The following is a 23,138-nucleotide window of genomic DNA, read 5'->3' as shown; positions in this document are numbered from 1 at the left end:
CCACGGGGGAGGGGGGCACCGGCAGCAGACCGGTGTCCCCCTTCTCATGAAGTCGTTCATGAGGACACACATGTACAAGCTCTTCTTCCACCTCGTCTTCACGCGGATGGACCCCGAGCAGGCGCACCACCTCGCCTTCCGCTGGATCCGCCTCGCCGCCCGCGTCCCCGTGCTGCGCACCTTCGTCGCCGCCGTCCTGGCCCCGCGCCACAAGGAGCTGCGCACCGAAGCGCTCGGCCTGCGCATGCACGGCCCCTTCGGCCTCGCGGCCGGCTTCGACAAGAACGCCGTCGCCATCGACGGCATGGCCATGCTGGGCTTCGACCACGTCGAGATCGGCACGGTCACCGGCGAGCCGCAGCCCGGAAACCCCAGGAAGCGCCTCTTCCGCCTGGTGCCGGACCGGGCGCTGATCAACCGCATGGGCTTCAACAACGACGGCTCGGCGGCCGTCGCCGACCGCCTCCGCGCGCGCGTGCCGGTCTTCCGGACGGTCGTGGGCGTCAACATCGGCAAGACCAAGGCCGTCCCGGAGGCCGAGGCCGTGGCCGACTACGTGAAGTCGACCGAGCGGCTCGCCCGCCACGCCGACTACCTCGTCGTCAACGTCTCCTCGCCGAACACGCCCGGCCTGCGCAACCTCCAGGCCGTGGAGCACCTGCGCCCCCTGCTGAGCGCCGTCCGCGAGGCCGCCGACCGCACCGTCACCGGCCGCCGCGTGCCCCTCCTCGTCAAGATCGCGCCGGATCTGGCCGACGAGGACGTCGACGCCGTCGCCGACCTGGCGGTCGAGCTCGGCCTGGACGGCATCATCGCCACCAACACCACCATCGGCCGCTCGGGCCTGAAGTCCCCCGCGTACCTGACGAGCGAGACCGGCGGCCTGTCCGGGGCACCGCTGAAGGCGCGCTCCCTGGAGGTCCTGCGCCGCCTCTACGCGCGTGTGGGCGACCGCCTCACCCTCGTGGGCGTCGGCGGCATCGAGAACGCCGAGGACGCCTGGCAGCGCATCCTCGCCGGCGCCACCCTCGTCCAGGGCTACAGCGCCTTCATCTACGAAGGCCCGTTCTACGCCCGCGCGATCCACAAGGGCCTCGCCGCCCGGCTGCACGCCTCCCCGTACGCCTCCCTCGCCGAGGCCGTCGGCGCCGACACCCGAAAGGCCACCGCATGAGCCCGCTCGCCCCCTTCGGCGCCCGGCTGCGCGCCGCCATGGACGCCCGTGGCCCGCTGTGCGTCGGCATCGACCCGCACGGCTCCCTGCTGGCCGACTGGGGCCTGAACGACGACGTGGCGGGCCTGGAGGCCTTCACGCGCACGGTCGTCGACGCCCTCGCCGGCACCGTCGCCGTCTTCAAGCCGCAGAGCGCCTTCTTCGAGCGGTTCGGCTCGCGCGGCATCGCCGTCCTGGAGCGGGCCGTCGCGGACCTGCGCGACGCGGGCGCGCTGGTCGTCATGGACGCCAAGCGCGGCGACATCGGCTCCACCATGGCCGCCTACGCCGAGACCTACCTGCGCAAGGACTCCCCGCTCTTCTCGGACGCGCTGACCGTCTCCCCGTACCTGGGGTACGGCTCGCTGAAGCCGGCCGTCGACCTGGCGCGGGAGAGCGGCGCCGGGCTCTTCGTCCTCGCGCTCACCTCCAACCCGGAGGGCGCCGAGGTGCAGCGGGCGACGCGCGAGGACGGCCGCACCGTCGGCGCGACCATGCTCGCCCACCTCGCCCGGGACAACGCCGGAGCCCGGCCGATGGGCTCCTTCGGCGCGGTCGTCGGCGCCACGCTCGGGGACCTCTCCTCGTACGACCTCGACATCAACGGCCCGCTGCTCGCACCCGGCATCGGCGCGCAGGGCGCCACCCCGGCGGACCTGCCGCGCGTCTTCGGCGCCGCCGTGCGCAACGTCGTGCCGAACGTCAGCCGGGGCGTGCTGCGCCACGGTCCGGACGCGGCGGCGCTGCGCGGGGCGGCCCTGCGGTACGCGGACGAGGTGCGCGAGGCGACCGGCTCCTGACCGGCGCGGGGGCTCCCGCGCACCGGCCCGCGGCCACGTTCCCGGTGGCCGCGGGCTGCCGTTTTCGCTCCTTGTGACGCGTCTCACAGGGGCTGGAACACCCTTGATGATCTTCATTCGCCGGATTCGCCCCCAAAACCGAGGCGATATGCCTGTTATGTCGCGCTGTCTCGATCCTGACCAGGACTTTTCGTCTGTTCTCGCTGACTCCGGCGGCCATGGCCGCTAGTCTCCGTCGCAGAGCCAACGTGCACTGCGTTGCTCGTTGCTCCCCTGGTGTGGGCCGACTAGGTTCCTCACCGGTCCGTATCCGACAGTTCGACATCCGAGGTGACGTAGGCGTGGCTCTTCCGCCCCTTACCCCTGAACAGCGCGCAGCCGCGCTCGAAAAGGCCGCCGCGGCTCGCCGGGAGCGGGCCGAGGTCAAGAATCGACTCAAGCACTCCGGTGCCTCCCTCCACGACGTCATCCAGCAGGGCCAGAAGAACGACGTCATCGGCAAGATGAAGGTGTCCGCCCTCCTCGAGTCGCTGCCGGGCGTGGGCAAGGTCCGCGCCAAGCAGATCATGGAGCGGCTGGGCATCTCCGAGAGCCGTCGCGTGCGTGGCCTCGGCTCCAACCAGATCGCGTCCCTGGAGCGCGAGTTCGGCGGCACCGGAGCCTGAGTTCCGGGGCCGGTCCGGGGCACCGAGGTAAACCTGGAATAATCGCCCCATGGCTGCAACATCGGACGTACGTCCGCGGCTGACCGTGCTCTCCGGCCCCTCCGGGGTCGGCAAGAGCACGGTCGTCGCTCATATGCGCAAGGTGCACCCCGAGGTCTGGCTGTCGGTGTCCGCCACGACCCGTAAGCCGCGACCCGGCGAGCGGGACGGCGTCCAGTACTACTTCGTCACCGACGACGAGTTCGACAAGCTGATCGCCAACGGCGAGCTGCTGGAATGGGCCGAGTTCGCGGGCAACCGCTACGGCACTCCGCGCCGCGCCGTCATGGAGCGGCTGGAGTCGGGCGAGCCGGTCCTGCTGGAGATCGACCTCCAGGGCGCCCGGCTCGTCCGCGAGTCGATGCCCGAGGCCCAGCTGGTCTTCCTCGCACCGCCGAGCTGGGACGAACTGGTCCGCCGGCTCACCGGTCGGGGCACCGAGCCGCCGGAGGTCATCGAGCGCCGCCTCGCAGCCGCCAGGATCGAGCTCGCGGCCGAATCCGAGTTCGACACCACCCTGGTCAACACCTCGGTCGAGGACGTGGCGCGTGAGCTGCTAGCCTTGATGCGAGTTGTTTGATCTTTGTCCACTTTTTCGGAAGGTAGAGCGTGTCCTCTTCCATCACTGCGCCCGAGGGCATCATCAACCCGCCGATCGACGAGCTGCTCGAGGCCACTGACTCGAAGTACAGCCTCGTGATCTACGCGGCCAAGCGCGCGCGTCAGATCAACGCGTACTACTCGCAGCTCGGTGAGGGCCTGCTGGAGTACGTCGGTCCGCTGGTGGACACCCACGTCCACGAGAAGCCGCTCTCGATCGCCCTGCGCGAGATCAACGCGGGTCTGCTGACCTCCGAGGCCGTCGAGGGCCCGGCACAGTAAGCAGCACCCAGCGTTTCAGCACGTCGTTCGCAGGCCCGGCGGGAACCGTCCGCCGGGCCTGTGGTGTGTCATTGCGGTGTGTCATTGCCTTGAGGAGGCACGAGTGCACAAGCCGAAGGTCGTCCTGGGCGTCAGCGGCGGCATCGCCGCCTACAAGGCCTGCGAGCTGCTGAGGCGGCTGACCGAGTCGGGTCACGACGTGCGGGTGGTCCCGACCGGCTCCGCGCTGCACTTCGTGGGCGCCGCCACCTGGTCCGCCCTCTCCGGCAATCCGGTCGCCACCGAGGTCTGGTCCGACGTGCACGAGGTCCCGCACGTGCGGATCGGACAGCAGGCCGACCTCGTCGTCGTCGCCCCCGCCACCGCCGACATGCTGGCCAAGGCGGCGCACGGGCTCGCCGACGACCTGCTCACCAACACCCTGCTCACCGCGCGGTGCCCGGTCGTATTCGCCCCCGCCATGCACACCGAGATGTGGGAGCACCCCGCCACCCAGGAGAACGTCGCCACGCTGCGGCGGCGCGGCGCCGTGGTCGTCGACCCCGCCGTGGGCCGCCTCACCGGCGCCGACACGGGCAAGGGCCGGCTGCCCGAGCCCGACGAGATCTTCGAGGTCTGCCGGCGGGTGCTGGCGCGCGGCGCCGCCGCCCCCGACCTCGCGGGCCGCCACGTCGTCATCAGCGCGGGCGGTACGCGTGAGCCGCTGGACCCGGTCCGGTACCTGGGGAACCGTTCCTCCGGGAAGCAGGGGTACGCCCTGGCCAGGACCGCGGCGGCGCGGGGCGCCCGGGTGACGCTCATCGAGGCGAACACCGGCATGGCCGACCCGGCCGGCGTCGACGTGGTCCACGTCGGGACCGCCGTGCAGCTGCGCGAGGCCGTGCTCAAGGCGGCTCCGGACGCGGACGCCGTGGTGATGGCCGCGGCCGTCGCGGACTTCCGTCCCGCCACGTACGCCGAAGGGAAGATCAAGAAGCGGGAGGGCCAGGAGCCGGCGCCCGTCGCTCTGGTCCGCAACCCGGACATCCTGGCCGAGATCTCCGCCGAGCGGGCCCGACCTGATCAAGTCGTGGTCGGATTCGCCGCCGAGACGGATGATGTTTTGGCCAATGGTCGGGAGAAGCTGCGCCGCAAGGGGTGCGACTTCCTCGTGGTGAACGAGGTGGGGGAGCGCAAGACCTTCGGATCAGCGGAGAACGAGGCCGTGGTGCTTGCGGCGGACGGCACCGAGACGCCTGTTCCCTACGGCCCCAAGGAAGCGCTCGCCGACACCGTCTGGGATCTCGTCGTCCCCCGTCTGGGGCGATTCGCATGAAACCCCGATGAATGTCACATTCGTCCCGTCGGCGGGATGAAACCGTATGAAGACCGGCGTTCTGTTCATGGACGGGGAGGCGGAACACGCGCCTCAGGGAGCTCGACGTGGCCGATCCGACTCCCACGGTGCGAGACACCTGGTCCGACGGACGGGAGTGCCCGATAAACTGTCCACGGAACGACGCGGGGCGCAGCCCCCTGCCGGTCCGCAAACGATCAGCCAGCAGCCGCTGCAAACCCAGGGAGCGTTGTGTCCCGTCGTCTCTTCACCTCGGAGTCCGTGACCGAGGGTCACCCCGACAAGATCGCTGACCAGATCAGCGACACGATTCTCGATGCGCTGCTGCGGGAGGACCCCACCTCCCGTGTCGCCGTGGAGACGTTGATCACCACCGGCCTGGTGCACGTGGCCGGCGAGGTGACGACCAAGGCGTACGCCGACATCCCCACGCTGGTGCGCAACAAGATCCTGGAGATCGGTTACGACTCCTCGAAGAAGGGCTTCGACGGCGCCTCCTGCGGTGTCTCCGTCTCCATCGGCGCGCAGTCCCCGGACATCGCGCAGGGTGTCGACACCGCGTACGAGAAGCGGGTCGAGGGCGACGAGGACGAGCTCGACAAGCAGGGCGCCGGCGACCAGGGCCTGATGTTCGGGTACGCGTCGGACGAGACGCCCGAGCTGATGCCGCTGCCGATCCACCTCGCCCACCGGCTGTCCAAGCGCCTGACCGAGGTCCGCAAGAACGGCACCATCCCCTACCTGCGCCCCGACGGCAAGACGCAGGTCACCATCGAGTACGACGGAGACAAGGCCGTCCGCCTCGACACGGTCGTCGTCTCCTCGCAGCACGCATCGGACATCGACCTGGAGTCGCTGCTCGCCCCCGACATCCGCGAGTTCGTCGTCGAGCACGTGCTCAAGCAGCTCCTCGACGACGGGATCAAGCTGGAGACCGAGGGCTACCGGCTGCTGGTCAACCCGACCGGCCGTTTCGAGATCGGCGGCCCGATGGGCGACGCCGGCCTGACCGGCCGCAAGATCATCATCGACACCTACGGCGGCATGGCCCGCCACGGCGGCGGCGCCTTCTCGGGCAAGGACCCGTCCAAGGTGGACCGCTCGGCCGCCTACGCCATGCGCTGGGTCGCGAAGAACGTCGTGGCCGCGGGTCTCGCCTCGCGCTGCGAGGTCCAGGTCGCCTACGCCATCGGCAAGGCCGAGCCCGTCGGTCTGTTCGTCGAGACCTTCGGCACCGCCAAGGTGGAGACCGAGAAGATCGAGAACGCCATCGCCGAGGTCTTCGACCTCCGCCCGGCCGCGATCATCCGCGACCTCGACCTGCTGCGCCCGATCTACGCCCAGACCGCGGCGTACGGCCACTTCGGCCGGGAGCTCCCCGACTTCACCTGGGAGCGCACCGACCGCGTGGACGCCCTGCGCAAGGCCGCCGGGCTGTAGCCCGCCCCGCACCGCTCGCCGAAGTCCGGCACCCCGCAACGGGTGCCGGACTTCGGCGTTCCCGGGACGGTGCACCGGGGCGCCCGCACCGCCCCGCCGCGGCAGCGGGCGGTGTCAGTGAGGTCTGGTAGGAATGTGGCTGTGAGCAGCGGGGACGGGAAGCCGGAGGGCGGCGGCGGGGCGGCCGAGCCGCCCGAGCAGCTCGCGCTCATACGCGAAACCGTGCGCAAGGCCAAGGTGCCGCGGGCCAAGCCCCGGACATGGCGGGGGGCGGCGCTGGCCAAGGAGCTGCCCGTCGCGCGCGTCGTGGTGAACAAGGGCGTGCTCCACCTCGACCAGTTCTTCGACTACGCCGTGCCCGAGGAGCTCGACGCCGCGGCGCAGCCGGGGGTGCGGGTACGGGTGCGGTTCGGGGCCGGGTCGCACCAGGTGCGGGACGGGCGGCGCGAGGGCGGTCGGCTCATCGACGGGTTCCTGGTCGAGCGGCGGGCCGAGTCCGACTACTCCGGACCCCTCGCGGCGCTCGCCGGCGTCGTCTCGCCCGAGCCGGTGCTCAGTCCGGAGCTGCTGGGCCTGGCCCGGGCGGTGGCCGACCGGTATGCCGGGAGCCTCGCCGATGTGCTGCAGCTGGCGATCCCGCCGCGCAACGCCCGTGCGGAGGGGCGGCCGTCGCCGCAGCCGCTGCCGCCGCCCCCGGCACCCGGCGCCGGGACGTGGGAGCGGTACGCGCAGGGCGCTGCCTTCCTGCGCTCCCTGGCGCAGGGCGGTTCGCCGAGGGCCGTGTGGAACGCGCTGCCCGGCCCGCACTGGGCGGAGGAGCTCGCCCGGGCGGTGGGCGCCACCCTGGCATCCGGGCGCGGCGCCCTGGTCGTGGTGCCCGACGGGCGGGCCGCCGCGCGGGTGGACGCGGCCCTCATGGACATACTGGGGGAGGGGCGGCACGCGCTGCTGACCGCCGAGGCGGGCCCCGAGAAGCGGTACGCGCAGTGGCTCGCGGTGCGGCGCGGTGCCGTGCGCGCCGTCGTCGGCACGCGCGCGGCGATGTTCGCGCCCGTGGCGGATCTCGGGCTCGTGGCCCTGTGGGACGACGGGGACTCCAGCCACAGCGAACAGCACGCGCCGCTGCCCCACGCGCGCGAAGTGCTGCTGCTGCGCGCCGCGCACGACAGGTGCGGTTTCCTCCTGGGCGGCACGAGCTGCACCGTGGAGGCCGCGCAGCTCGTCGAGAGCGGCTGGGCACGGCCGCTGGTGGCACCCCGCGACCAGGTGCGCGCCGCCGCGCCGCTCGTGCGGACCGTCGGGGACGGCGAGCTCGCGCGGGACGAGGCCGCCCGGGCCGCCCGCCTGCCGTCACTGGCCTGGCAGACCGTACGGGACGGCCTGAAGTCCGGGCCGGTGCTGGTGCAGGTGCCGCGGCGGGGGTACGTACCGAAGCTGGCCTGCGAGCGGTGCCGTGCACCCGCACGGTGCCGGCACTGCGCGGGGCCGCTGGAGGCGCCGGAGCAGCAGGAGCTGCGGTGCGGCTGGTGCGGACGGGGCGCCCCGGGCTGGCACTGCGTCGAGTGCGGCTCCACGCGGCTGCGGGCTCAGGTGGTGGGCGCCCGGCGCACGGCGGAGGAACTCGGGCGGGCGTTCCCGGCGGTACCGGTCCGTACGTCGGGGCGGGACCACGTGCTGGACTCGGTGCCCGCACGGCCCGCGCTGGTGGTGAGCACCCCGGGCGCGGAGCCGGTCGCGGAGGGCGGCTACGCGGCGGCGCTGCTGCTCGACGGCTGGGCCATGCTCGGGCGGCCCGACCTGCGCGCCGGTGAGGAGGCGCTGCGGCGCTGGATCGACGCGGCCTCGCTGGTGCGCAGCCAGAGCGAGGGCGGCACGGTCGTGGTGGTCGCCGAGCCCACGCTGCGGCCGGTGCAGGCGCTGGTCCGCTGGGACCCGGTGGGCCACGCGCAGCGGGAACTCGCCGAGCGGGCGGAGCTGGGCTTCCCCCCGGTCTCGCGGATGGCGTCGGTGACCGGGCGGGCGGAGGCGGTGGCGGCGTTCCTCGCGGCCGCGGAGCTGCCGCACGAGACGGAGGTGCTGGGGCCGGTGCCCCTGCCGCCCCCACCGCCGGGCGCGCCACGCCGCCCGGGCGATCCTCCGCCGGGCGAGGTGTGGGAACGGGCGCTGCTGCGCGTCCCGCCGGGCAGCGGTGCCGCGCTGGCCGCCGCGCTGAAGTCCGCGCAGGCGGGGCGTCTCGCGCGGGGCGCGGCGGACCCGGTCCGCGTCCGCGTCGACCCGCCGGACATCGGCTGAGGCGGCGTCGGCGCCGGCGCGCGCCCGCAGCGCACGAACGCACGCGTGACGTGACTCCGGCGCACGAGCGGGCGTACGACCCGCGCGGGGTTGGCCGCGCGGGAGGGCCCGTTGGGGTAGGGCCCTGCGGAATCGGCCGCGTCGAAGCGCCCGTACGAGGCCGCCGCCCGGGAGCGCCACCCTGGAGGCGCCCGCGGGGAGGCGAGCGCCCGGAGGCGCTCGTGGTCGGACGGGCGTCCGGGGAGTGTCCGCGCGGGAATGCCTGCCAGGAAGGGCCCGCGGGGAGGCGAGCGCCGGGAGGCGCACGCAGTCAGGCGCCCGCCCCCGCAACGAGCGCACGGGAACGGCCGCCCCGCCGTGCGTGAGGGGCGGCGGGGCGGCCGAAGGGGGAGCGTCAGCCGTTGCGGGGGGCCGGGAAGGCGCTGGGGCGGGGGTCCTCGCGCAGCGAGCCCGCCGTCGGCTGCGGCGGCATCGAGCGGGCCGCGGGGACGGAGGGGACGGACGGCGGGGCCACCGGCATCGTCCGCGTGGCGCCGGCCTCCGACGGGTGCTCCGCCTCCTGCGCGGCCGTCTGCTGACGGCGTGAGCCGTAGCGGCGGTGGACCGCCTGCTTGGTGACCCCGAGCGCCGAGCCCACGGCGTCCCACGAGAACCCCAGCGACCGGTCGAAGTCGACCGCCGCGGTCACCAGGGTCTCGACGCTGTCCCGCAGCTCCTGCGCGAGCCTGACGGTCGGGGCCGGGGCCCTGCCGTAGACGACGAAGCCCGTGGACGGGCCGGATCGCCGCGGGCGGTACACATTGCCCAGCTGGGCCGTGAGCGTGCGCAGTGCGTCCACCTGCCGGCGGACCCGCTCGATGTCCCGCACCAACAGGTGCAGGCTTGCCCGGGCTTGGGCGTCGTGGGTTGCGTGGTCGGCCATTTACAAGCCTCTCGAACCGGCGTTGAAAAGGGGTGGGCCGCACCGGGGCGGCCCGTTTCGGTCAATCTCTGCTTGACCAACGCTCCACCTGCGGTCGGGGTCACGCTGCGGGGGCGTATCCGCATATACGCAGGGCGCACGCCGCTCCGTACGCCCCCCGCGGCACCGGCGCATAGACTGGTGCGTTGCTCACCACCGCCCCCGAACAGACAGGCAGTCAGCCACTGATGAAGCTCGTCTTCGCAGGCACCCCCGAGGTCGCCGTACCCGCCCTGGACGCCCTGATCGCCTCGGACCGGCACGAGGTGGCCGCTGTCGTCACCCGCCCCGACGCGCCCGCCGGGCGCGGCCGCCGGCTGGTCGCCAGTCCCGTAGCCCGCCGCGCCGAGGAGGAGGGCATCGAGGTCCTCAAGCCGGCCCGGCCCCGTGACGAGGACTTCCTCGCCCGGCTGCGGGAGATCGCGCCCGACTGCTGCCCGGTCGTCGCGTACGGGGCCCTGCTGCCCAAGGCGGCGCTCGACATCCCCGCGCACGGCTGGGTGAACCTGCACTTCTCGCTGCTGCCCGCCTGGCGCGGCGCCGCGCCCGTACAGCACGCGATCATGGCCGGGGACGAGGTGACCGGTGCCTCGACCTTCCTGATCGAGGAGGGACTGGACTCGGGGCCCGTCTACGGCGTGGTCACCGAGCAGGTGCGGCCCACCGACACCAGCGGCGACCTGCTCACCCGGCTCGCCTTCGCCGGCGCCGGGCTGCTCGTCGCGACGATGGACGGCATCCAGGACGCCACCCTCGAGGCCGTACCGCAGCCCGCCGACGGCGTCACCCTCGCTCCCAAGATCACCGTCGAGGACGCGCACATCGACTGGACCGCCCCCGCGCTCCGCGTCGACCGCGTCGTGCGCGGCTGCACCCCCGCGCCCGGCGCCTGGTCGGCCTTCCGCGGCGAGCGGCTCAAGGTCGTCCAGGCCGCCCCGGTGCCCGACCGCACCGACCTGGCGCCCGGCGAGCTGTCGGCCGCCAAGAACAACGTGTACGTCGGGACCGGCTCGCACGCCGTCGAGCTCCTCTGGGTCCAGCCCCAGGGCAAGAAGCCGATGCGCGGCGCCGACTGGGCCCGTGGTGTGCGGATCACCGCGGGCGAGAAGCTCGGCGGGACCGACGTAGGCTGAAGGGGATCGAGCCTCACCGGAAAGCGGAGCACCTTTTGAGCGAGCAGTCCCGTCGCCGTCCCCCCAAGCAGTACCGCCGCCCCAAGAAGGACCCGGTGCGCATGCTGGCCTTCGAGGCGCTGCGCGCCGTCGACGAGCGTGACGCGTACGCCAACCTCGTGCTGCCGCCGCTGCTGCGCAAGGCGCGCGAGAAGGAGGGCTTCGACGGGCGGGACGCGGCGCTCGCGACCGAGCTGGTGTACGGCACGCTGCGGCGGCAGGGCACGTATGACGCGATCATCGCGGCCTGCATCGACCGGCCGCTGCGCGAGGTCGACCCGCCGGTGCTGGACGTGCTCGCGCTCGGCGCGCACCAGCTGCTGGGCACGCGGATCCCCACGCACGCGGCTGTCTCGGCCAGCGTCGAGCTGGCTCGTGTGGTGCTCGGCGACGGCCGCGCCAAGTTCGTCAACGCCGTCCTGCGCAAGATCTCGCAGCGGGACCTCGACGCCTGGCTGGACGAGGTGGCCCCGCCTTACGACGAGGACGCCGAGGACCACCTGGCGGTCGTGCACTCGCACCCGCGGTGGGTCGTCTCGGCGCTGTGGGACGCGCTCGGCGGCGGCCGCGCCGGGATCGAGGACCTGCTGGAGGCGGACAACGAGCGCCCGGAGGTCACGCTGGTGGCCCGCCCCGGCCGCTCCACCGTCGACGAGCTGCTGGACGTGCTGGGCGAGGAGGCCGGTCTGCCGGGCCGCTGGTCGCCCTACGCCGTACGGCTCGCCGAGGGCGGCGAGCCGGGCGCGATCGACGCCGTGCGCGAGGGCCGCGCGGGCGTCCAGGACGAGGGCAGCCAGCTCGTCGCCGTGGCGCTGGCGAACGCCCCGCTGGACGGCCCGGACAAGCGCTGGCTGGACGGCTGCGCGGGCCCCGGTGGCAAGGCCGCCCTGCTGGGCGCCCTGGCCGCCGAGCGCGGCGCCGCGCTGCTCGCCGCCGAGAAGCAGCCGCACCGCGCCCGGCTGGTGGACCGCGCGCTGGCCGGGAACCCCGGCCCGTACCAGGTCATCACCGCGGACGGCACGCGCCCGCCGTGGCAGCCCGGCTCCTTCGACCGCGTCCTCGTGGACGTGCCGTGCTCGGGCCTGGGTGCGCTGCGCCGCCGCCCCGAGGCGCGCTGGCGCCGCCGCCCGGAGGACCTGGAGAGCTTCGCCCCGCTGCAACGCACCCTGCTCGCCGAGGCGTTGAAGGCGGTACGGGTGGGCGGGGTCGTCGGGTACGCGACGTGCTCGCCGCACCTGGCCGAGACCCGGGTCGTCGTGGACGACGTCCTCAAGAAGCAGGGCGGCGCGGAGCTGATCGACGCCAGGCCGCTGATGCCGGACGTCCCGGCGCTCGGCGACGGACCCGACGTACAGCTGTGGCCGCACCTGCACGGCACCGACGCGATGTACCTGGCGCTGCTGCGGCGCACGGACTGACCGCCCTCGCGTCCCGGCCGCGCCGTGCCGGCCCTGCCGGGACGGGACGGTGAACGGCCCGGAGGGGGAGCGATACGCCCGCCTTGCGGCTTGTGTGCCCGGCCGGAACGCTCCCGGCCGGGCATCGGGTGAAAGAAACACCATGGGACGTGGCAGGCTTGGCCCATGGCCCAGATCAACCCCAGCATCCTGTCCGCCGACTTCGCCCGTCTCGCCGAGGAGGCGAAGGCCGTGGAAGGCGCCGACTGGCTCCATGTCGATGTCATGGACAACCACTTCGTGCCCAACCTCACCCTGGGCGTGCCGGTCGTCGAGTCGCTGCGGCGTGCGACGGACACCCCGCTGGACTGCCACCTGATGATCGAGGACCCGGACCGCTGGGCCCCGCAGTACGTGGAGGCCGGCGCCGGGTCGGTCACCTTCCACGTCGAGGCCGCCGCCGCGCCCGTGCGCCTGGCGCGGGAGATCCGCGCCAAGGGGGCGCGGGCGTCCATGGCGCTGAAGCCCGCGACGCCCATCGAGCCCTACGAGGACCTGCTTCCCGAGCTCGACATGCTGCTGATCATGACCGTCGAGCCGGGCTTCGGCGGGCAGGCCTTCCTCGACATCATGCTGCCGAAGATCCGCCGTACCCGGGAGCTGATCTCCAAGCACGGACTCCAGCTCTGGCTCCAGGTCGACGGCGGTGTCTCGGAGGCCACCATCGAGCGCTGTGCCGAGGCCGGCGCCGACGTCTTCGTCGCCGGCTCGGCGGTGTACGGGGCCGAGGACCCGGCCGCCGCCGTGCGGGCCCTGCGCGACAAGGCCGCACGGGCCACCGCCGGGGCCGCGTGGGCCTGCGCCCACTGAGGGCGGTCCGCTCGGCAACGCCCTGGTGAACGCAAACCAACAGGACTGATCACGGCACGCCGGATCTGCAAGGATGGCAATCCGGAGTGCGAACAGCAGTGAGGAGATCGCGGTGTCTGCAATGTCGGCGGGACGGCCAGCCCTGCGGATGGGACCCGCGGAGCTCGTGCAGGCGGCGGCCATGGCCCGTCGCTTCTATCTCGAGGGCAAGTCCAAGATCCAGATCGCGGAGGAGTTCGGCGTCAGCCGCTTCAAGGTGGCCAGGGTCCTGGAAACCGCCCTCGAGCGCGACCTCGTACGGATCGAGATCCGCGTGCCCGCCGAGCTCGACGCGGAGCGCTCCGATGCGCTGCGCGCCCGCTACGGGCTGCGGCACGCGGTCGTCGTCGAGTCCCCGCCGGAGGGCGAGGACGAATCGCCCGACCCGGAGAACCTCGGCGAGGTCGCGGCCGACTTGCTCGGCGAGCTCGTGAACGAGGGCGACGTCCTGGGCCTCGCCTGGGGCCGGTCGACCATCCACATGGCGGCCGCCCTGGACCGGCTCCCGCCGTGCACGGTCGTGCAGCTCACCGGCGTGTACGACGCGGGCACCGCCGAGCGCGGCTCCGTGGAGGCCGTACGGCGTGCCGCCCAGGTCTCCGGCGGCGAGGCGCACCCCATCTACGCGCCGATGCTGCTGCCCGACCCGGCGACCGCGGCCGCGCTGCGCAGCCAGACCGGCATCGCCCGCGCCTTCGAGTACTTCGACAAGGTGACGGTCGCCGCGGTCTCCATCGGCTCCTGGGAGCCCGGCATCTCCACCGTCCACGACATGCTCACCGACGAGGAGCGCGCCCACTACGCCTCGCTCGGTGTCGCCGCCGAGATGTCCGCCCACCTCTTCGACGCCAACGGCCGCCGCGTCGGCCGCGACCTCGGCGAGCGGTGCATCACGGTCGAGGCCGACCGGCTGCGCCGCATCCCCGAGGTGGTGGCGATCGCGGGCGGGCAGCGCAAGGCCGCCGCGATCGGTGCCGTCCTGCGTTCCGGACTGGTCACCAGCCTGGTCACGGACACGTCCGCCGCCGACCACCTGCTCACGGAGTTCACGCCCGGGCCGCGACCCGCCCTGGACCGCGCCGACCCCGACGCGTGACCCGGCTTCGGAGGAACGCACCAGGCCGCCCCGCGCGGCCTGGAGCTTCCGCCCGGGGTCCGTACGGCCGGTGCCATGGGACAATGAAGTACGTGCGTTTTCCCCCCGGCTGAAATGCCCGGGGGCCAACTCCGAACGACTGGGATGTTCAGCACGTGCGTTTCCTCAATGACCTGAAGCCGCCGTACGACCTCACGTACGACGATGTGTTCATGGTGCCTAGCCGCTCGGCCGTGGGCTCTCGCCAGGGCGTGGACCTCGCATCGCCCGACGGCACCGGGACCACCATCCCGCTGGTCGTCGCCAACATGACCGCGATCGCCGGCCGCCGGATGGCCGAGACCGTCGCCCGCCGCGGCGGCCTCGTCGTCATCCCGCAGGACATCCCGATCGAGGTCGTCACCGACGTCATCTCCTGGGTCAAGAGCCGTCACCACGTGCTCGACACCCCGATCGTCCTCGACCCGCACCAGACCGTCGCCGACGCCCTGTCGCTGCTGCCCAAGCGGGCGCACAACGCCGGCGTGGTCGTCGACGCCGACCAGCGGCCGGTCGGTGTCGTCACCGACCGGGACCTCACCGGTGTGGACCGCTTCACCCAGCTGTCCGAGGTCATGTCGAAGGACCTGCTGCTGCTCGACGCGGACATCGACCCGCGCGAGGCGTTCAACACGCTCGACCACCACAACCGCCGCTACGCGCCCGCCGTCGACGCCGACGGCCGCCTCGCCGGCATCCTGACCCGCAAGGGCGCCCTGCGCGCGACGCTCTACACCCCGGCGGTCGACGACAAGGGCAGGCTGCGCATCGCGGCCGCCGTCGGCATCAACGGCGACGTGGCGGGCAAGGCCAAGCAGCTCCTCGACGCGGGCGTCGACACGCTGGTCATCGACACCGCGCACGGCCACCAGGAGTCGATGATCAGCGCGATCCGGACCGTCCGCGGCCTGGACCCGCACGTCCCGATCGTCGCGGGCAACATCGTCGCCGCCGAAGGCGTCCGCGACCTCGTCGAGGCCGGTGCCGACATCATCAAGGTCGGCGTGGGCCCCGGCGCCATGTGCACCACCCGCATGATGACCGGCGTCGGCCGGCCGCAGTTCTCCGCCGTGCTGGAGTGCGCCGCCGAGGCGAAGAAGTACGGCAAGCACGTCTGGGCCGACGGCGGTGTGCGCCACCCGCGCGACGTCGCCATGGCACTGGCCGCCGGTGCGTCCAACGTCATGATCGGCTCCTGGTTCGCCGGCACGTACGAGTCCCCCGGCGACCTCCAGCAGGACGCCGACGGCCGCCTCTACAAGGAGTCCTTCGGCATGGCGTCCGCGCGCGCCGTCCGCAACCGCACGAGCGAGGAGTCCGCGTACGACCGGGCCCGCAAGGCGCTGTTCGAGGAGGGCATCTCCCACTCGCGGATGTTCCTCGACCCGACCCGTCCGGGCGTCGAGGACCTGATCGACTCGATCATCGCGGGCGTCCGCTCGTCCTGCACGTACGCCGGTGCGGGCTCCCTGGAGGAGTTCGCCGAGAAGGCCGTCGTCGGCATCCAGAGCGCGGCCGGTTACGCCGAGGGCAAGCCGCTCCACGCCAGCTGGAGCTGACGAGCCGCGCGCCCCGGGCGCGTACCGCACGACCGAGAGGAGCCGTTCCCGGACCGGGGGCGGCTCCTTCGCGCATCCGCACGTGTGGGCGGAGCGAGTCGGGGTACACGAACCGCGCGGCCGAATACTCGAACACCGAAGGGGAGGGGCACTGTGTCCATCGCGACCACGATCTCGACCGGTACCGCCGACCGAACCGCACTGCCGGACGTAGCCAACCCGGCCGAGGTGGCCCCGAGGGACGCGAAGGAACTCTCGAAGCAGTTCTTCGAGCGGCTGGCCGTGCTGGAGGAAGGCACGGAGGAGTACCAGTACGTCCGCAACACCCTCATCGAGCTGAACCTCTCCCTGGTCAAGTACGCGGCGACGCGCTTCCGCAGCCGTTCCGACCAGATGGAGGACATCATCCAGGTCGGCACGATCGGGCTGATCAAGGCCATCGACCGCTTCGAGCTGAGCCGCGAGGTGGAGTTCACCACCTTCGCGATGCCGTGCGTCATCGGTGAGATCAAGCGCTTCTTCCGTGACACCAGCTGGTCCGTGCACGTGCCGCGGCGGCTCCAGGAGCTCCGCATCGACCTGGCCCGCGCCACCGACGTGCTCTTCCAGCAGCTGGACCGCTCCCCGACCCCCGCCGAGCTCGCCGCCCATCTGGGCGTCGAGGAGAACGAGGTCATCGAGGGGCTCGTCGCCGCCAACGGGTACTCCGCGGGCTCGCTGGACCTGCCGCTCGACGACGCGGGGGACCCGGGGTCGGAGACCCTGGGCGACCGGCTGGGCGAGCTCGACCACGACATGGAGATCGTGGAGAACGTCCAGGCGCTCAAGCCGCTCATCGAGGAGTTCGACGAGCGGGACCGGCGGATCCTGCGAATGCGCTTCGTGGAGGAGATGACCCAGGCACAGATCGGCGCCGAGCTGGGCGTCTCGCAGATGCATGTGTCGCGGCTGCTCGCACGGATCACCGCGAGGCTGCGGGAGGGGCTCCTGGCGGTGGAGTGAGACCTCGGGCCGACGGCCCCGCCCGCGGGGCCGTGTCCCGTACCGGCGCGGGGCCGGGAGTCCGGCATCCCGGGGAGCGTCCGCGGAGCGGCGTCCGTCGCAGGCCGGACGGGACGGACGGACGGACGGGACCACGCGGAAACGATTCGGACGGAACCACGCGGAAACGATTCAGGCGGCCGCGGCCGGACCCGCCACGATGCCCGGGCGCGACCACACCGCCCGTACGGTCTTGCCCTCCGCGTGGCGGCGGACCTCCACCCGGCCCGCCAGGTTCAGCACCATCGGCCAGCCGAAACCGCCACGGCCCCCGAAGTCCGGCACCCGCGCCTCGGGAAGACGCGTACTGGAGTCGTCCAGCTCCACCGTGAGCTCATCGCTCTCGGCACGCAGCCGCAGCCGCCACCAGCCGGCGGTGTGGCGCAGCGCGTTCGTCGTCAGTTCCGTCACGACGAGCTGGACGGCGGCCGGATCGGCCCACGGACAGTGCTCCGCCAGGAACCGGACGGTCACCGAACGGGCCGAGGCGCTGTCTTCGGGCGGCGACTCCATGACATACACGGGAAGCTCCTTTTCACATCACCGCTCGCATACCCGCCCACCGGCGGATAACCGCGTCCCGGCGGAGTCAGCCGCCGCTGCGCCGGACCGTGAGGGCGACGGTGTCGTCGGGGTGCAGGATGACCGTGTGCATCTCCGCCGCGATGGCGGCCGGGACCTCCTCTATGGGCAGGTGCCGGTGGCGCCGTGCCGCCTTCGCCAGCCGCTCCTCGCCCTCGCGCGGGTCGCGGCGGCTCTCGGTGAGCCCGTCGGTGTAGAGCACCAGCAGGTCGCCCGGGGCCAGCCGCTCGCGCAGCAGCCGCTCACTGCCGGGCAGGGGGAAGCCGATGCCCCGGCCGCGCACCTCCAGCAGCTCCGTCGCCCCGTCCGCCCGGACGAGCAGGGCGGGCGGGTGGCTGCCGTTGGCCAGCACCAGTCCGCCGCTCACCGGGTCGAGCCGGACCAGCTGCACCGTGGCCATCAGCTCGTGGTCGAAGGTGGCCAGCACCTCGTCCGTCCGCGCCACGATCGACTCCACCGGGTGGCCCTCCAGCGCCAGCGTCCGGACGGCGTGCGTCACGTTGAGCGCGCTGCGCGTACTGGTCAGCCCGTGCCCCAGGGCGTCGACCACCGTGATGTGCACGGTGCCGTCGGGCAGGACGAACCAGTCGTACAGGTCCCCACCGGTCGGGGCGTGCTTCTCCGCCGGCTCGTAGTGCACCGCCATCTCCAGCCCGGGCACCCGCACCGGCGGCGGGCGCAGCGCGTCCTCCAGCTGCCGCAGTATCCGGCCGTGCGCCTGGCGCAGCTGCTCGTCGCGCTCCTCCAGCTGTACGTAGAGGGCGAGCACGCCGCTGTTCGTCTCGGCCATCTCGTGCTTGAGCCGCTGGTGCTCCGCCGCGAGCGCGTCCAGACGTTCGACCGCCGCACCCAGCTCCTCCTCCAGCAGCTCCACCAGCCCCGGCGGGCCGCCGTCGCCGGACGCCTCCGCCGCGGGGGAGGGGGAGGAGCGCCGGGGCGCGGGGGAGGGGGTGGGCACCCGCCACACGGCGGCGGGCCCGGGCGTCCGTTCCGCCGGCAGGGGCAGCCCTTCCAGGGACGGCCGGTGCGGCGCGTACGGCAGGTGGAGCCGTACCGTCAGCCGGCAGTCCTCCGGTGGGCTCGGTGGCACCGTCTCCAGGAACACGGGCCGGCCGGCCGCCAGCTCCTCGGCCGCCACCCGGGTCGCCGACAGCGCGAGCCGGTAGCGGATCTCCACGGACAGCCCCGCGCGGTGCGCGAGGCGGCGCACCGTCGCGCGCAGCCCGGCCAGGGAGTGGTGCGTGGTCGTCTGCCGTTTCATGGCTGGCTCCTCACCGGGCCGAGGGTCAGCACGGTCGCGTCGTCGCGGCTGCGCCGGTGCTCGTGGACCAGGGCGGCGGCGAGCAGCGGAGCGGGCAGCGCGGTGAGGAAGGACGACGGGGAGTGCGTCCAGCGGTCGTCGACACCGTCGCTGTGCAGCAGCGGGACGACGCCCGGCTCGGCGGGCATCCGCTGCACCCGTGGCTCCGGCATGTTCCAGCCCACGACCCCCGGCTGACCGCCGAACCGGTACCGCACGCCGTCGCGCGTCAGCAGCACGATGCGCACATTGCCCACCGACGACAGCTCCATCGTGTCCTCCGTCCGGCGCAGCAGGGCCACCGCGGCGCCCCGGCTGCGCCGCAGCGCCCGGTTCATGGACCGCAGCAGCTCCGGCAGCGGGCGGGCGGGGTCCCGGTGGAAGGTGCGCACCGCGAGATCCGCGGCCTCGGCCGCGGCGGTGCCGTGGCCCAGACCGTCGACGACCAGGGCCGTGTGGGCACCGTCGGTGACCGCCACGCCCCAGGAGTCCCCGCACGAATCCTCCCCGTCGGCGGGGACCCGCACCGCCCCGGCGACCGGGTCGCCGTCGGCCGGCGCGTCGCCCGGTTCCCCGAGCCGCGCGCACACCAGGGTCCCGGTCCCCTCCCTGGAGCGGAGGGTGAACTCGTCGGCGATCCGCCGTACGGCCCCGAGGCCCGAGCCGAGCGAGGTGCCGGTGGAGAAGCCGTCGGCCATGCACCGCTCGGGATCCGCCATCCCCGGCCCCCGGTCCACGGCCAGCACCTCCACGCCCCGGCGCAGCGGCAGCGGCTGCACGTACAGCGAGCCGCTCACGGCGTGCCGGGCGGCGTTGCTGGCGAGCTCGCTGGCGAGCACGGCCGCCCGGTCGGGCAGGGCGCCGCTGAGTCCCTGCTCGACCGCCACGCGGCGGGCGGCGGACGCCGCGAGCTGGACCGCGCTGTAGTGGTCGACGCGGATGTGGGTGGTGAGGGACATCAGCGGTCGTTCCAGCGGGTGGCGACCACGGTGGTCCCCTCCCCGGGGGCACTGCGCACCTGGAACTCGTGCATGAGCCGGCGCGCACCGCCCAGGCCGTGGCCGAGACCCGTGCCGGTGGTGAACCCGTCGGCGAGGGCCTTCTCCACGTCCGGGATGCCGGGGCCGTGGTCCTCGACGGTGAGGCGCAGCCCGCGCCGGCCCGCCCGGGCGACGAGCTCCAGCTCCAGCACCCCGCCGCCGCCGTGCACATAGGCGTTGCGGGCCAGTTCGCTGGCGGCGGTCACGATGCGCGTCTGGTCGACGAGCCCGAACCCGGCGGCCACCGTCGCGGCGCGGACGGCGTGGCGCGCCGTCAGGAGGTCCTCCTCCGAGGCGACGTCGTAGCGTGCCGGACCGTCCTGGAGGGAACCGCCGGTGGACGGGTCGTCGTCCGGCGCCCCGGCACCCCGTCCCGGGTGCCCCGCCGGGCGGCCGGCGGCGCCGTGGCCGTCCGGGTCGCCGCCGGCGGCGGGCCTGCGCTGCGCGACGAGTTCCGCGCCCGGCGCCAGCCGTTCACTGCGGAGAGCCACGTCGGACCTCCCCCACGGGATGGGGCAAACGATGCCAGCCGAGGGCCGTCAGGCCTTGCTCCGCGTTGAGGGCGGTCTCGACACCGGTCAGCTGGAGCCCGAGCTCCACCAGGGTGATGGCCACGGCGGGCCGCATCCCGGCCACGATGACCCGCGCGCCCAGCAGGCGGGCCATGGTGGTGAGCTCCATCAGCGTGCGCGCCACGAACGAGTCGATGATGTCCAGCCGGGAGATGTCGATCAGCACGCCGCGGGCGCCGTCGGAGGCGATCCGCTCGGTGAGTTCGTCGGTGAACGCCACCGCCGACTGGTCGTCCAGTTCGTTGAGCAACCCGGTGATCAGCACGTCACCGAGCCGGAGAATCGGTACGCCTGTGGCGCGGGGGGGCGTCACGCCGTCACCGGCCGGGGCGGGCGGTGACCGGACACCGCGGAGTCCACGCTCGGCTGGTCCGTGAGCTGGATCGCCGCGGCGAGGGCGTCCGCCAGCGTCGCCCGGGTGAGGATGGTCGACAAGTCGATGCCCAACTGTGCGATCGTCTGGGCGATGGGCGGCCGGATGCCGCTGATGACGCAGTCGGCGCCCATCAGCCGCACGGCGTTGACGGTGTGCATCAGGTGCTGCGCCACGGCGGTGTCGACGGCCGGGACGCCGGTGATGTCGATGATGGCGACCTGCGCCTCGTTGGTCTCGATCGCCTGCAGCAGGCTCTCCATCACGACCTGGGTGCGGGTGGTGTCCAGCGTGCCGATCAGCGGAACGGCCAGCACGTGCCGCCACAGCCGTACGACGGGCGTGGAGATCTCCAGGAGCTGGCGGCTCTGCCGCTGGATGATCTCCTCGCGGCCCTCCACGTACGTCTCGAAGGAGAGCACGCCGGCGGCGTCCAGCAGCCGGTTGATCACGATGGCGGCGGAGAAGAGCTCGGCAGAGTCGCGGGTGGTGTGCTGGACGGCGGCGAGCAGGACTTCCTTGAGCGAGAGGACGGCCATGGAGGTGGCGGTCGGTGAGACGCCCGCGCGCGCCCGGCGCAGCGAGAGCTCTATCACCGCCTGCCGCAGCTCGTTGCTGGACGAGACGAGCCGCCCCACCGGGGTGTCGCCCGCCAGCCCCGTCGCCAGGGCGGAGATGAGCAGATCGGCTTCTTCCCGGACCTCGTGCTCACTCATGTCGGTGCCCAGCACCGCCTGTTCCAGCTGGAGCCGGACCCACTGGTCCGCGATCTCCTCCTCGCGTTCCCGCAGGGCCTCGCACAGGCGCTCCCGCGCGCTCGATTCGCTGGTGTTCACAAGCACCTCTCGCATTCGGAAACGGGGCGGGCGGGCTTTCCGGACGGGAGTGCCGGAAGCATCGGTGAGGGGTGGCCGCCCGGCCTGCTTCTCATGTTCAACGGCCGTTGGATCGTAATCACCCCGGACCTCCCGGGGAAAACGATCCGGTCGCTCGGCAGGGAGGGGCGGCGGCCGGCCGCGTCCCGCCGCCTCCCCCGCCCGCTTCAGCGCGCGGCGGACGCCACGGGGGCGTCCCGGCCCTCCGCCGCTTCCAGGACGCGCCTGGCCACCCGGAGGGCGTCCCGCACGTCGCGCGTGCCGGTCGATACGCACAAGGTGTAGGCGACGTCCTCGCGTTGACGCAGGACGGACGGACTCGCGGCCGCCGAGTCGGCGGCCGACAGCGCCTCGTAGCGCGTCACGAGACCGCGCAGGACCGTCGGGTGGGCCATCAGCACGACGCTTTCCTCCTCTGAGCGGGGTGTCACCGGCCGAGAGCGCGTCTACCCGGAGTCCCGGCGGTCATTCCCGCGAATTCCCGCCGCTACCCGACCGCGTGACGCACGCCACTTCCGTCCGCCGCGGCGCGCAGCGGGCGCATGGCCCGCACGACCGCCGCCGCGATCCGCGCGTGGCCCGCGTCGTCCGGGTGGAGCCCGTCCATCAGGTGCTCGGGGCCCAGCACGTCGCGGCCCGGCAGCAGCGACAGCCGCGTGTCCCCGCCTGCCGTCATGTCCCGGACGGCCTCCTCCATCGCCGTGCGCAGCTCCGCCAGCGTCGCCCCCAGGGCGTTGGGGGTGGTCTCGGCCTCCGGGCGCAGCACCGGCGAGACCACCAGCAGGGGCGTGTCCGGATGGCCGCGCCGCACGAGCGCGACGAACGCCCGCGTCGTCTCGTACATCAGCGGCGCCGAGAACGGGGTGCCCGACCAGCAGTTGGTGCCGTAGGCGAGGGTGAGCAGGTCGGCCGGGAGGGTCGCGAGCTGCTCGGCCACCGGCAGCTCACCCCGCGCCGAGCCGGCGTAGCCCAGGTTCACCGCGTCCAGGCCGAGCGCCCGCCCGGCGGCGGCGGGCCAGGCGTACGCCGGCCGCGTGGCCCACCAGCCCTCGGTGATCGAGTCGCCGTGCACGACCCACCGCGGGCGCCGGGGCGCGGGCGCGACGGCGCCGCCGACCGCGCGCAGGCCCAGCAGCACCGGGGCCCGCGTCTCGGGCGGGTGGACCGTGAAGGGCCCGGCCGACGCCGGCAGCTCCAGCGTGACGACGGTCTGCTCGCCGGGGGAGGCCGGCGCCGCTTCGGGACACCGCTCGCGCAGGCAGCGGTCGCCCTGCCAGAGCGCGAAGCAGTGCGCGAGCTCACGCAGCCCGTCGGGCCCGTCGGGCGCCACCGCGCCGATGCCCGCCTCCTCCGGCGCGGCCGGCCGGTAGCGGATCTCGAGGGCCCGGGTCCCCGGTGAGGCGGTGAATTCCAGCCGTACGCCGATGGGCAGCGCCGCCCGCGCGGCGGTGTCCCACGGCAGCCGGTCCAGGGCGCCGGGGTCGGCGCGTACGGCACGGCCCTCGTCCAGCCACGCCGTTCCGCGCAGGAACGGCACCGGGTCCAGCCAGCTCAT

23 protein-coding genes are annotated in these 23,138 nt (G+C 73.5%); 14 read left to right on the top strand and 9 right to left on the bottom strand.

The window, feature by feature from the left end; translation table 11 throughout:
• Positions 1-70 precede the first annotated feature (70 nt).
• The 8 genes from IH00_RS0127570 to IH00_RS0127535 all read left to right on the top strand — a co-directional run bounded on the left by IH00_RS0127570 (position 71) and on the right by IH00_RS0127535 (position 8,667).
• Positions 71-1,174, top strand: a complete 1,104-nt coding sequence (locus tag IH00_RS0127570; protein WP_031078238.1) for a quinone-dependent dihydroorotate dehydrogenase — start codon at positions 71-73, stop codon at positions 1,172-1,174.
• The gene (pyrF, locus tag IH00_RS0127565) at positions 1,171-2,013 is read left to right on the top strand and encodes an orotidine-5'-phosphate decarboxylase (RefSeq protein ID WP_031078236.1); all 843 of its coding nucleotides are present in this window, start codon (positions 1,171-1,173) and stop codon (positions 2,011-2,013) included. Before IH00_RS0127570 ends, pyrF begins: the two co-directional genes overlap by 4 nt.
• Positions 2,014-2,354: 341 nt before the next feature.
• Positions 2,355-2,678, top strand: a complete 324-nt coding sequence (locus IH00_RS0127560) for an integration host factor (protein ID WP_031078235.1) — start codon at positions 2,355-2,357, stop codon at positions 2,676-2,678.
• A gap of 49 nt (positions 2,679-2,727) precedes the next feature.
• The gene (gene gmk, locus IH00_RS0127555; RefSeq protein ID WP_031078234.1) at positions 2,728-3,297 is read left to right on the top strand and encodes a guanylate kinase; all 570 of its coding nucleotides are present in this window, start codon (positions 2,728-2,730) and stop codon (positions 3,295-3,297) included.
• Between the two features lie 29 nt (positions 3,298-3,326).
• Positions 3,327-3,599 (top strand): DNA-directed RNA polymerase subunit omega, encoded by a 273-nt coding sequence (gene rpoZ / locus IH00_RS0127550; protein WP_003982715.1) that lies wholly within the window; start codon positions 3,327-3,329, stop codon positions 3,597-3,599.
• 103 nt (positions 3,600-3,702) lie between these two features.
• Positions 3,703-4,914 (top strand): bifunctional phosphopantothenoylcysteine decarboxylase/phosphopantothenate--cysteine ligase CoaBC, encoded by a 1,212-nt coding sequence (gene coaBC / locus IH00_RS0127545; protein ID WP_031078232.1) that lies wholly within the window; start codon positions 3,703-3,705, stop codon positions 4,912-4,914.
• A 252-nt stretch (positions 4,915-5,166) separates the two neighbouring features.
• On the top strand, positions 5,167-6,375 hold the full coding sequence (gene metK / locus IH00_RS0127540) for a methionine adenosyltransferase (RefSeq protein WP_031078230.1): 1,209 nt from the start codon (positions 5,167-5,169) through the stop codon (positions 6,373-6,375).
• Between the two features lie 141 nt (positions 6,376-6,516).
• Positions 6,517-8,667: a primosomal protein N' gene (locus IH00_RS0127535; protein ID WP_031078228.1), complete on the top strand. Its 2,151-nt coding sequence runs from the start codon at positions 6,517-6,519 to the stop codon at positions 8,665-8,667.
• Between the two features lie 394 nt (positions 8,668-9,061).
• On the opposite strand, the gene IH00_RS0127530 is transcribed toward IH00_RS0127535, so the two are convergent.
• Positions 9,062-9,589: a hypothetical protein gene (locus IH00_RS0127530; RefSeq protein WP_031078227.1), complete on the bottom strand. Its 528-nt coding sequence runs from the start codon at positions 9,587-9,589 to the stop codon at positions 9,062-9,064.
• Between the two features lie 227 nt (positions 9,590-9,816).
• Here IH00_RS0127530 and fmt point away from each other — a divergent pair, with 227 nt between their 5' ends.
• The 6 genes from fmt to IH00_RS0127500 all read left to right on the top strand — a co-directional run bounded on the left by fmt (position 9,817) and on the right by IH00_RS0127500 (position 16,802).
• Entirely contained in the window at positions 9,817-10,761 is a 945-nt protein-coding gene (gene fmt / locus IH00_RS0127525; protein ID WP_031078225.1) for a methionyl-tRNA formyltransferase, read from the top strand.
• Between the two features lie 35 nt (positions 10,762-10,796).
• Positions 10,797-12,218 (top strand): RsmB/NOP family class I SAM-dependent RNA methyltransferase, encoded by a 1,422-nt coding sequence (locus tag IH00_RS0127520; protein ID WP_031078223.1) that lies wholly within the window; start codon positions 10,797-10,799, stop codon positions 12,216-12,218.
• A gap of 165 nt (positions 12,219-12,383) precedes the next feature.
• On the top strand, positions 12,384-13,067 hold the full coding sequence (gene rpe / locus IH00_RS0127515; RefSeq protein WP_031078221.1) for a ribulose-phosphate 3-epimerase: 684 nt from the start codon (positions 12,384-12,386) through the stop codon (positions 13,065-13,067).
• Between the two features lie 121 nt (positions 13,068-13,188).
• Positions 13,189-14,202 (top strand): sugar-binding transcriptional regulator, encoded by a 1,014-nt coding sequence (locus IH00_RS0127510; RefSeq protein WP_031078219.1) that lies wholly within the window; start codon positions 13,189-13,191, stop codon positions 14,200-14,202.
• A gap of 155 nt (positions 14,203-14,357) precedes the next feature.
• Positions 14,358-15,800 carry a GuaB1 family IMP dehydrogenase-related protein gene (locus IH00_RS0127505; RefSeq protein WP_031078217.1) on the top strand — a complete coding sequence of 481 codons (1,443 nt, stop codon included), beginning with the start codon at positions 14,358-14,360 and terminating at the stop codon, positions 15,798-15,800.
• 153 nt (positions 15,801-15,953) lie between these two features.
• Positions 15,954-16,802 (top strand): RNA polymerase sigma factor SigF, encoded by an 849-nt coding sequence (locus tag IH00_RS0127500; RefSeq protein WP_031078215.1) that lies wholly within the window; start codon positions 15,954-15,956, stop codon positions 16,800-16,802.
• 171 nt (positions 16,803-16,973) lie between these two features.
• On the opposite strand, the gene IH00_RS0127495 is transcribed toward IH00_RS0127500, so the two are convergent.
• From IH00_RS0127495 to IH00_RS0127460, 8 genes are all read right to left on the bottom strand, one after another.
• Positions 16,974-17,354 carry an ATP-binding protein gene (locus tag IH00_RS0127495; protein ID WP_031078213.1) on the bottom strand — a complete coding sequence of 127 codons (381 nt, stop codon included), beginning with the start codon at positions 17,352-17,354 and terminating at the stop codon, positions 16,974-16,976.
• A 76-nt stretch (positions 17,355-17,430) separates the two neighbouring features.
• Positions 17,431-18,684 carry a PP2C family protein-serine/threonine phosphatase gene (locus IH00_RS0127490; protein ID WP_031078210.1) on the bottom strand — a complete coding sequence of 418 codons (1,254 nt, stop codon included), beginning with the start codon at positions 18,682-18,684 and terminating at the stop codon, positions 17,431-17,433.
• Positions 18,681-19,682 carry an ATP-binding protein gene (locus IH00_RS0127485; RefSeq protein WP_031078208.1) on the bottom strand — a complete coding sequence of 334 codons (1,002 nt, stop codon included), beginning with the start codon at positions 19,680-19,682 and terminating at the stop codon, positions 18,681-18,683. Before IH00_RS0127485 ends, IH00_RS0127490 begins: the two co-directional genes overlap by 4 nt.
• Positions 19,682-20,254: an ATP-binding protein gene (locus tag IH00_RS45305; protein ID WP_324615806.1), complete on the bottom strand. Its 573-nt coding sequence runs from the start codon at positions 20,252-20,254 to the stop codon at positions 19,682-19,684. The genes IH00_RS0127485 and IH00_RS45305 overlap by 1 nt, the downstream gene beginning before the upstream one ends.
• Positions 20,238-20,648: an STAS domain-containing protein gene (locus tag IH00_RS0127475; protein ID WP_031078205.1), complete on the bottom strand. Its 411-nt coding sequence runs from the start codon at positions 20,646-20,648 to the stop codon at positions 20,238-20,240. Before IH00_RS0127475 ends, IH00_RS45305 begins: the two co-directional genes overlap by 17 nt.
• Entirely contained in the window at positions 20,645-21,544 is a 900-nt protein-coding gene (locus IH00_RS0127470; protein WP_031078203.1) for an STAS domain-containing protein, read from the bottom strand. The genes IH00_RS0127475 and IH00_RS0127470 overlap by 4 nt, the downstream gene beginning before the upstream one ends.
• 206 nt (positions 21,545-21,750) lie before the next feature.
• Positions 21,751-21,978 (bottom strand): DUF5133 domain-containing protein, encoded by a 228-nt coding sequence (locus tag IH00_RS0127465; RefSeq protein ID WP_420710929.1) that lies wholly within the window; start codon positions 21,976-21,978, stop codon positions 21,751-21,753.
• A gap of 92 nt (positions 21,979-22,070) precedes the next feature.
• Positions 22,071-23,138 carry a GDSL-type esterase/lipase family protein gene (locus IH00_RS0127460; RefSeq protein WP_039947478.1) on the bottom strand — a complete coding sequence of 356 codons (1,068 nt, stop codon included), beginning with the start codon at positions 23,136-23,138 and terminating at the stop codon, positions 22,071-22,073.

The organism is Streptomyces sp. NRRL S-118 (assembly GCF_000716335.1).
In the GTDB taxonomy this organism is placed as follows: Bacteria; Actinomycetota; Actinomycetes; order Streptomycetales; family Streptomycetaceae; genus Streptomyces.
The sequence above is the reverse complement of the archived record's forward strand: the minus strand, read 5'-3'. Positions and strand labels throughout refer to the sequence as shown.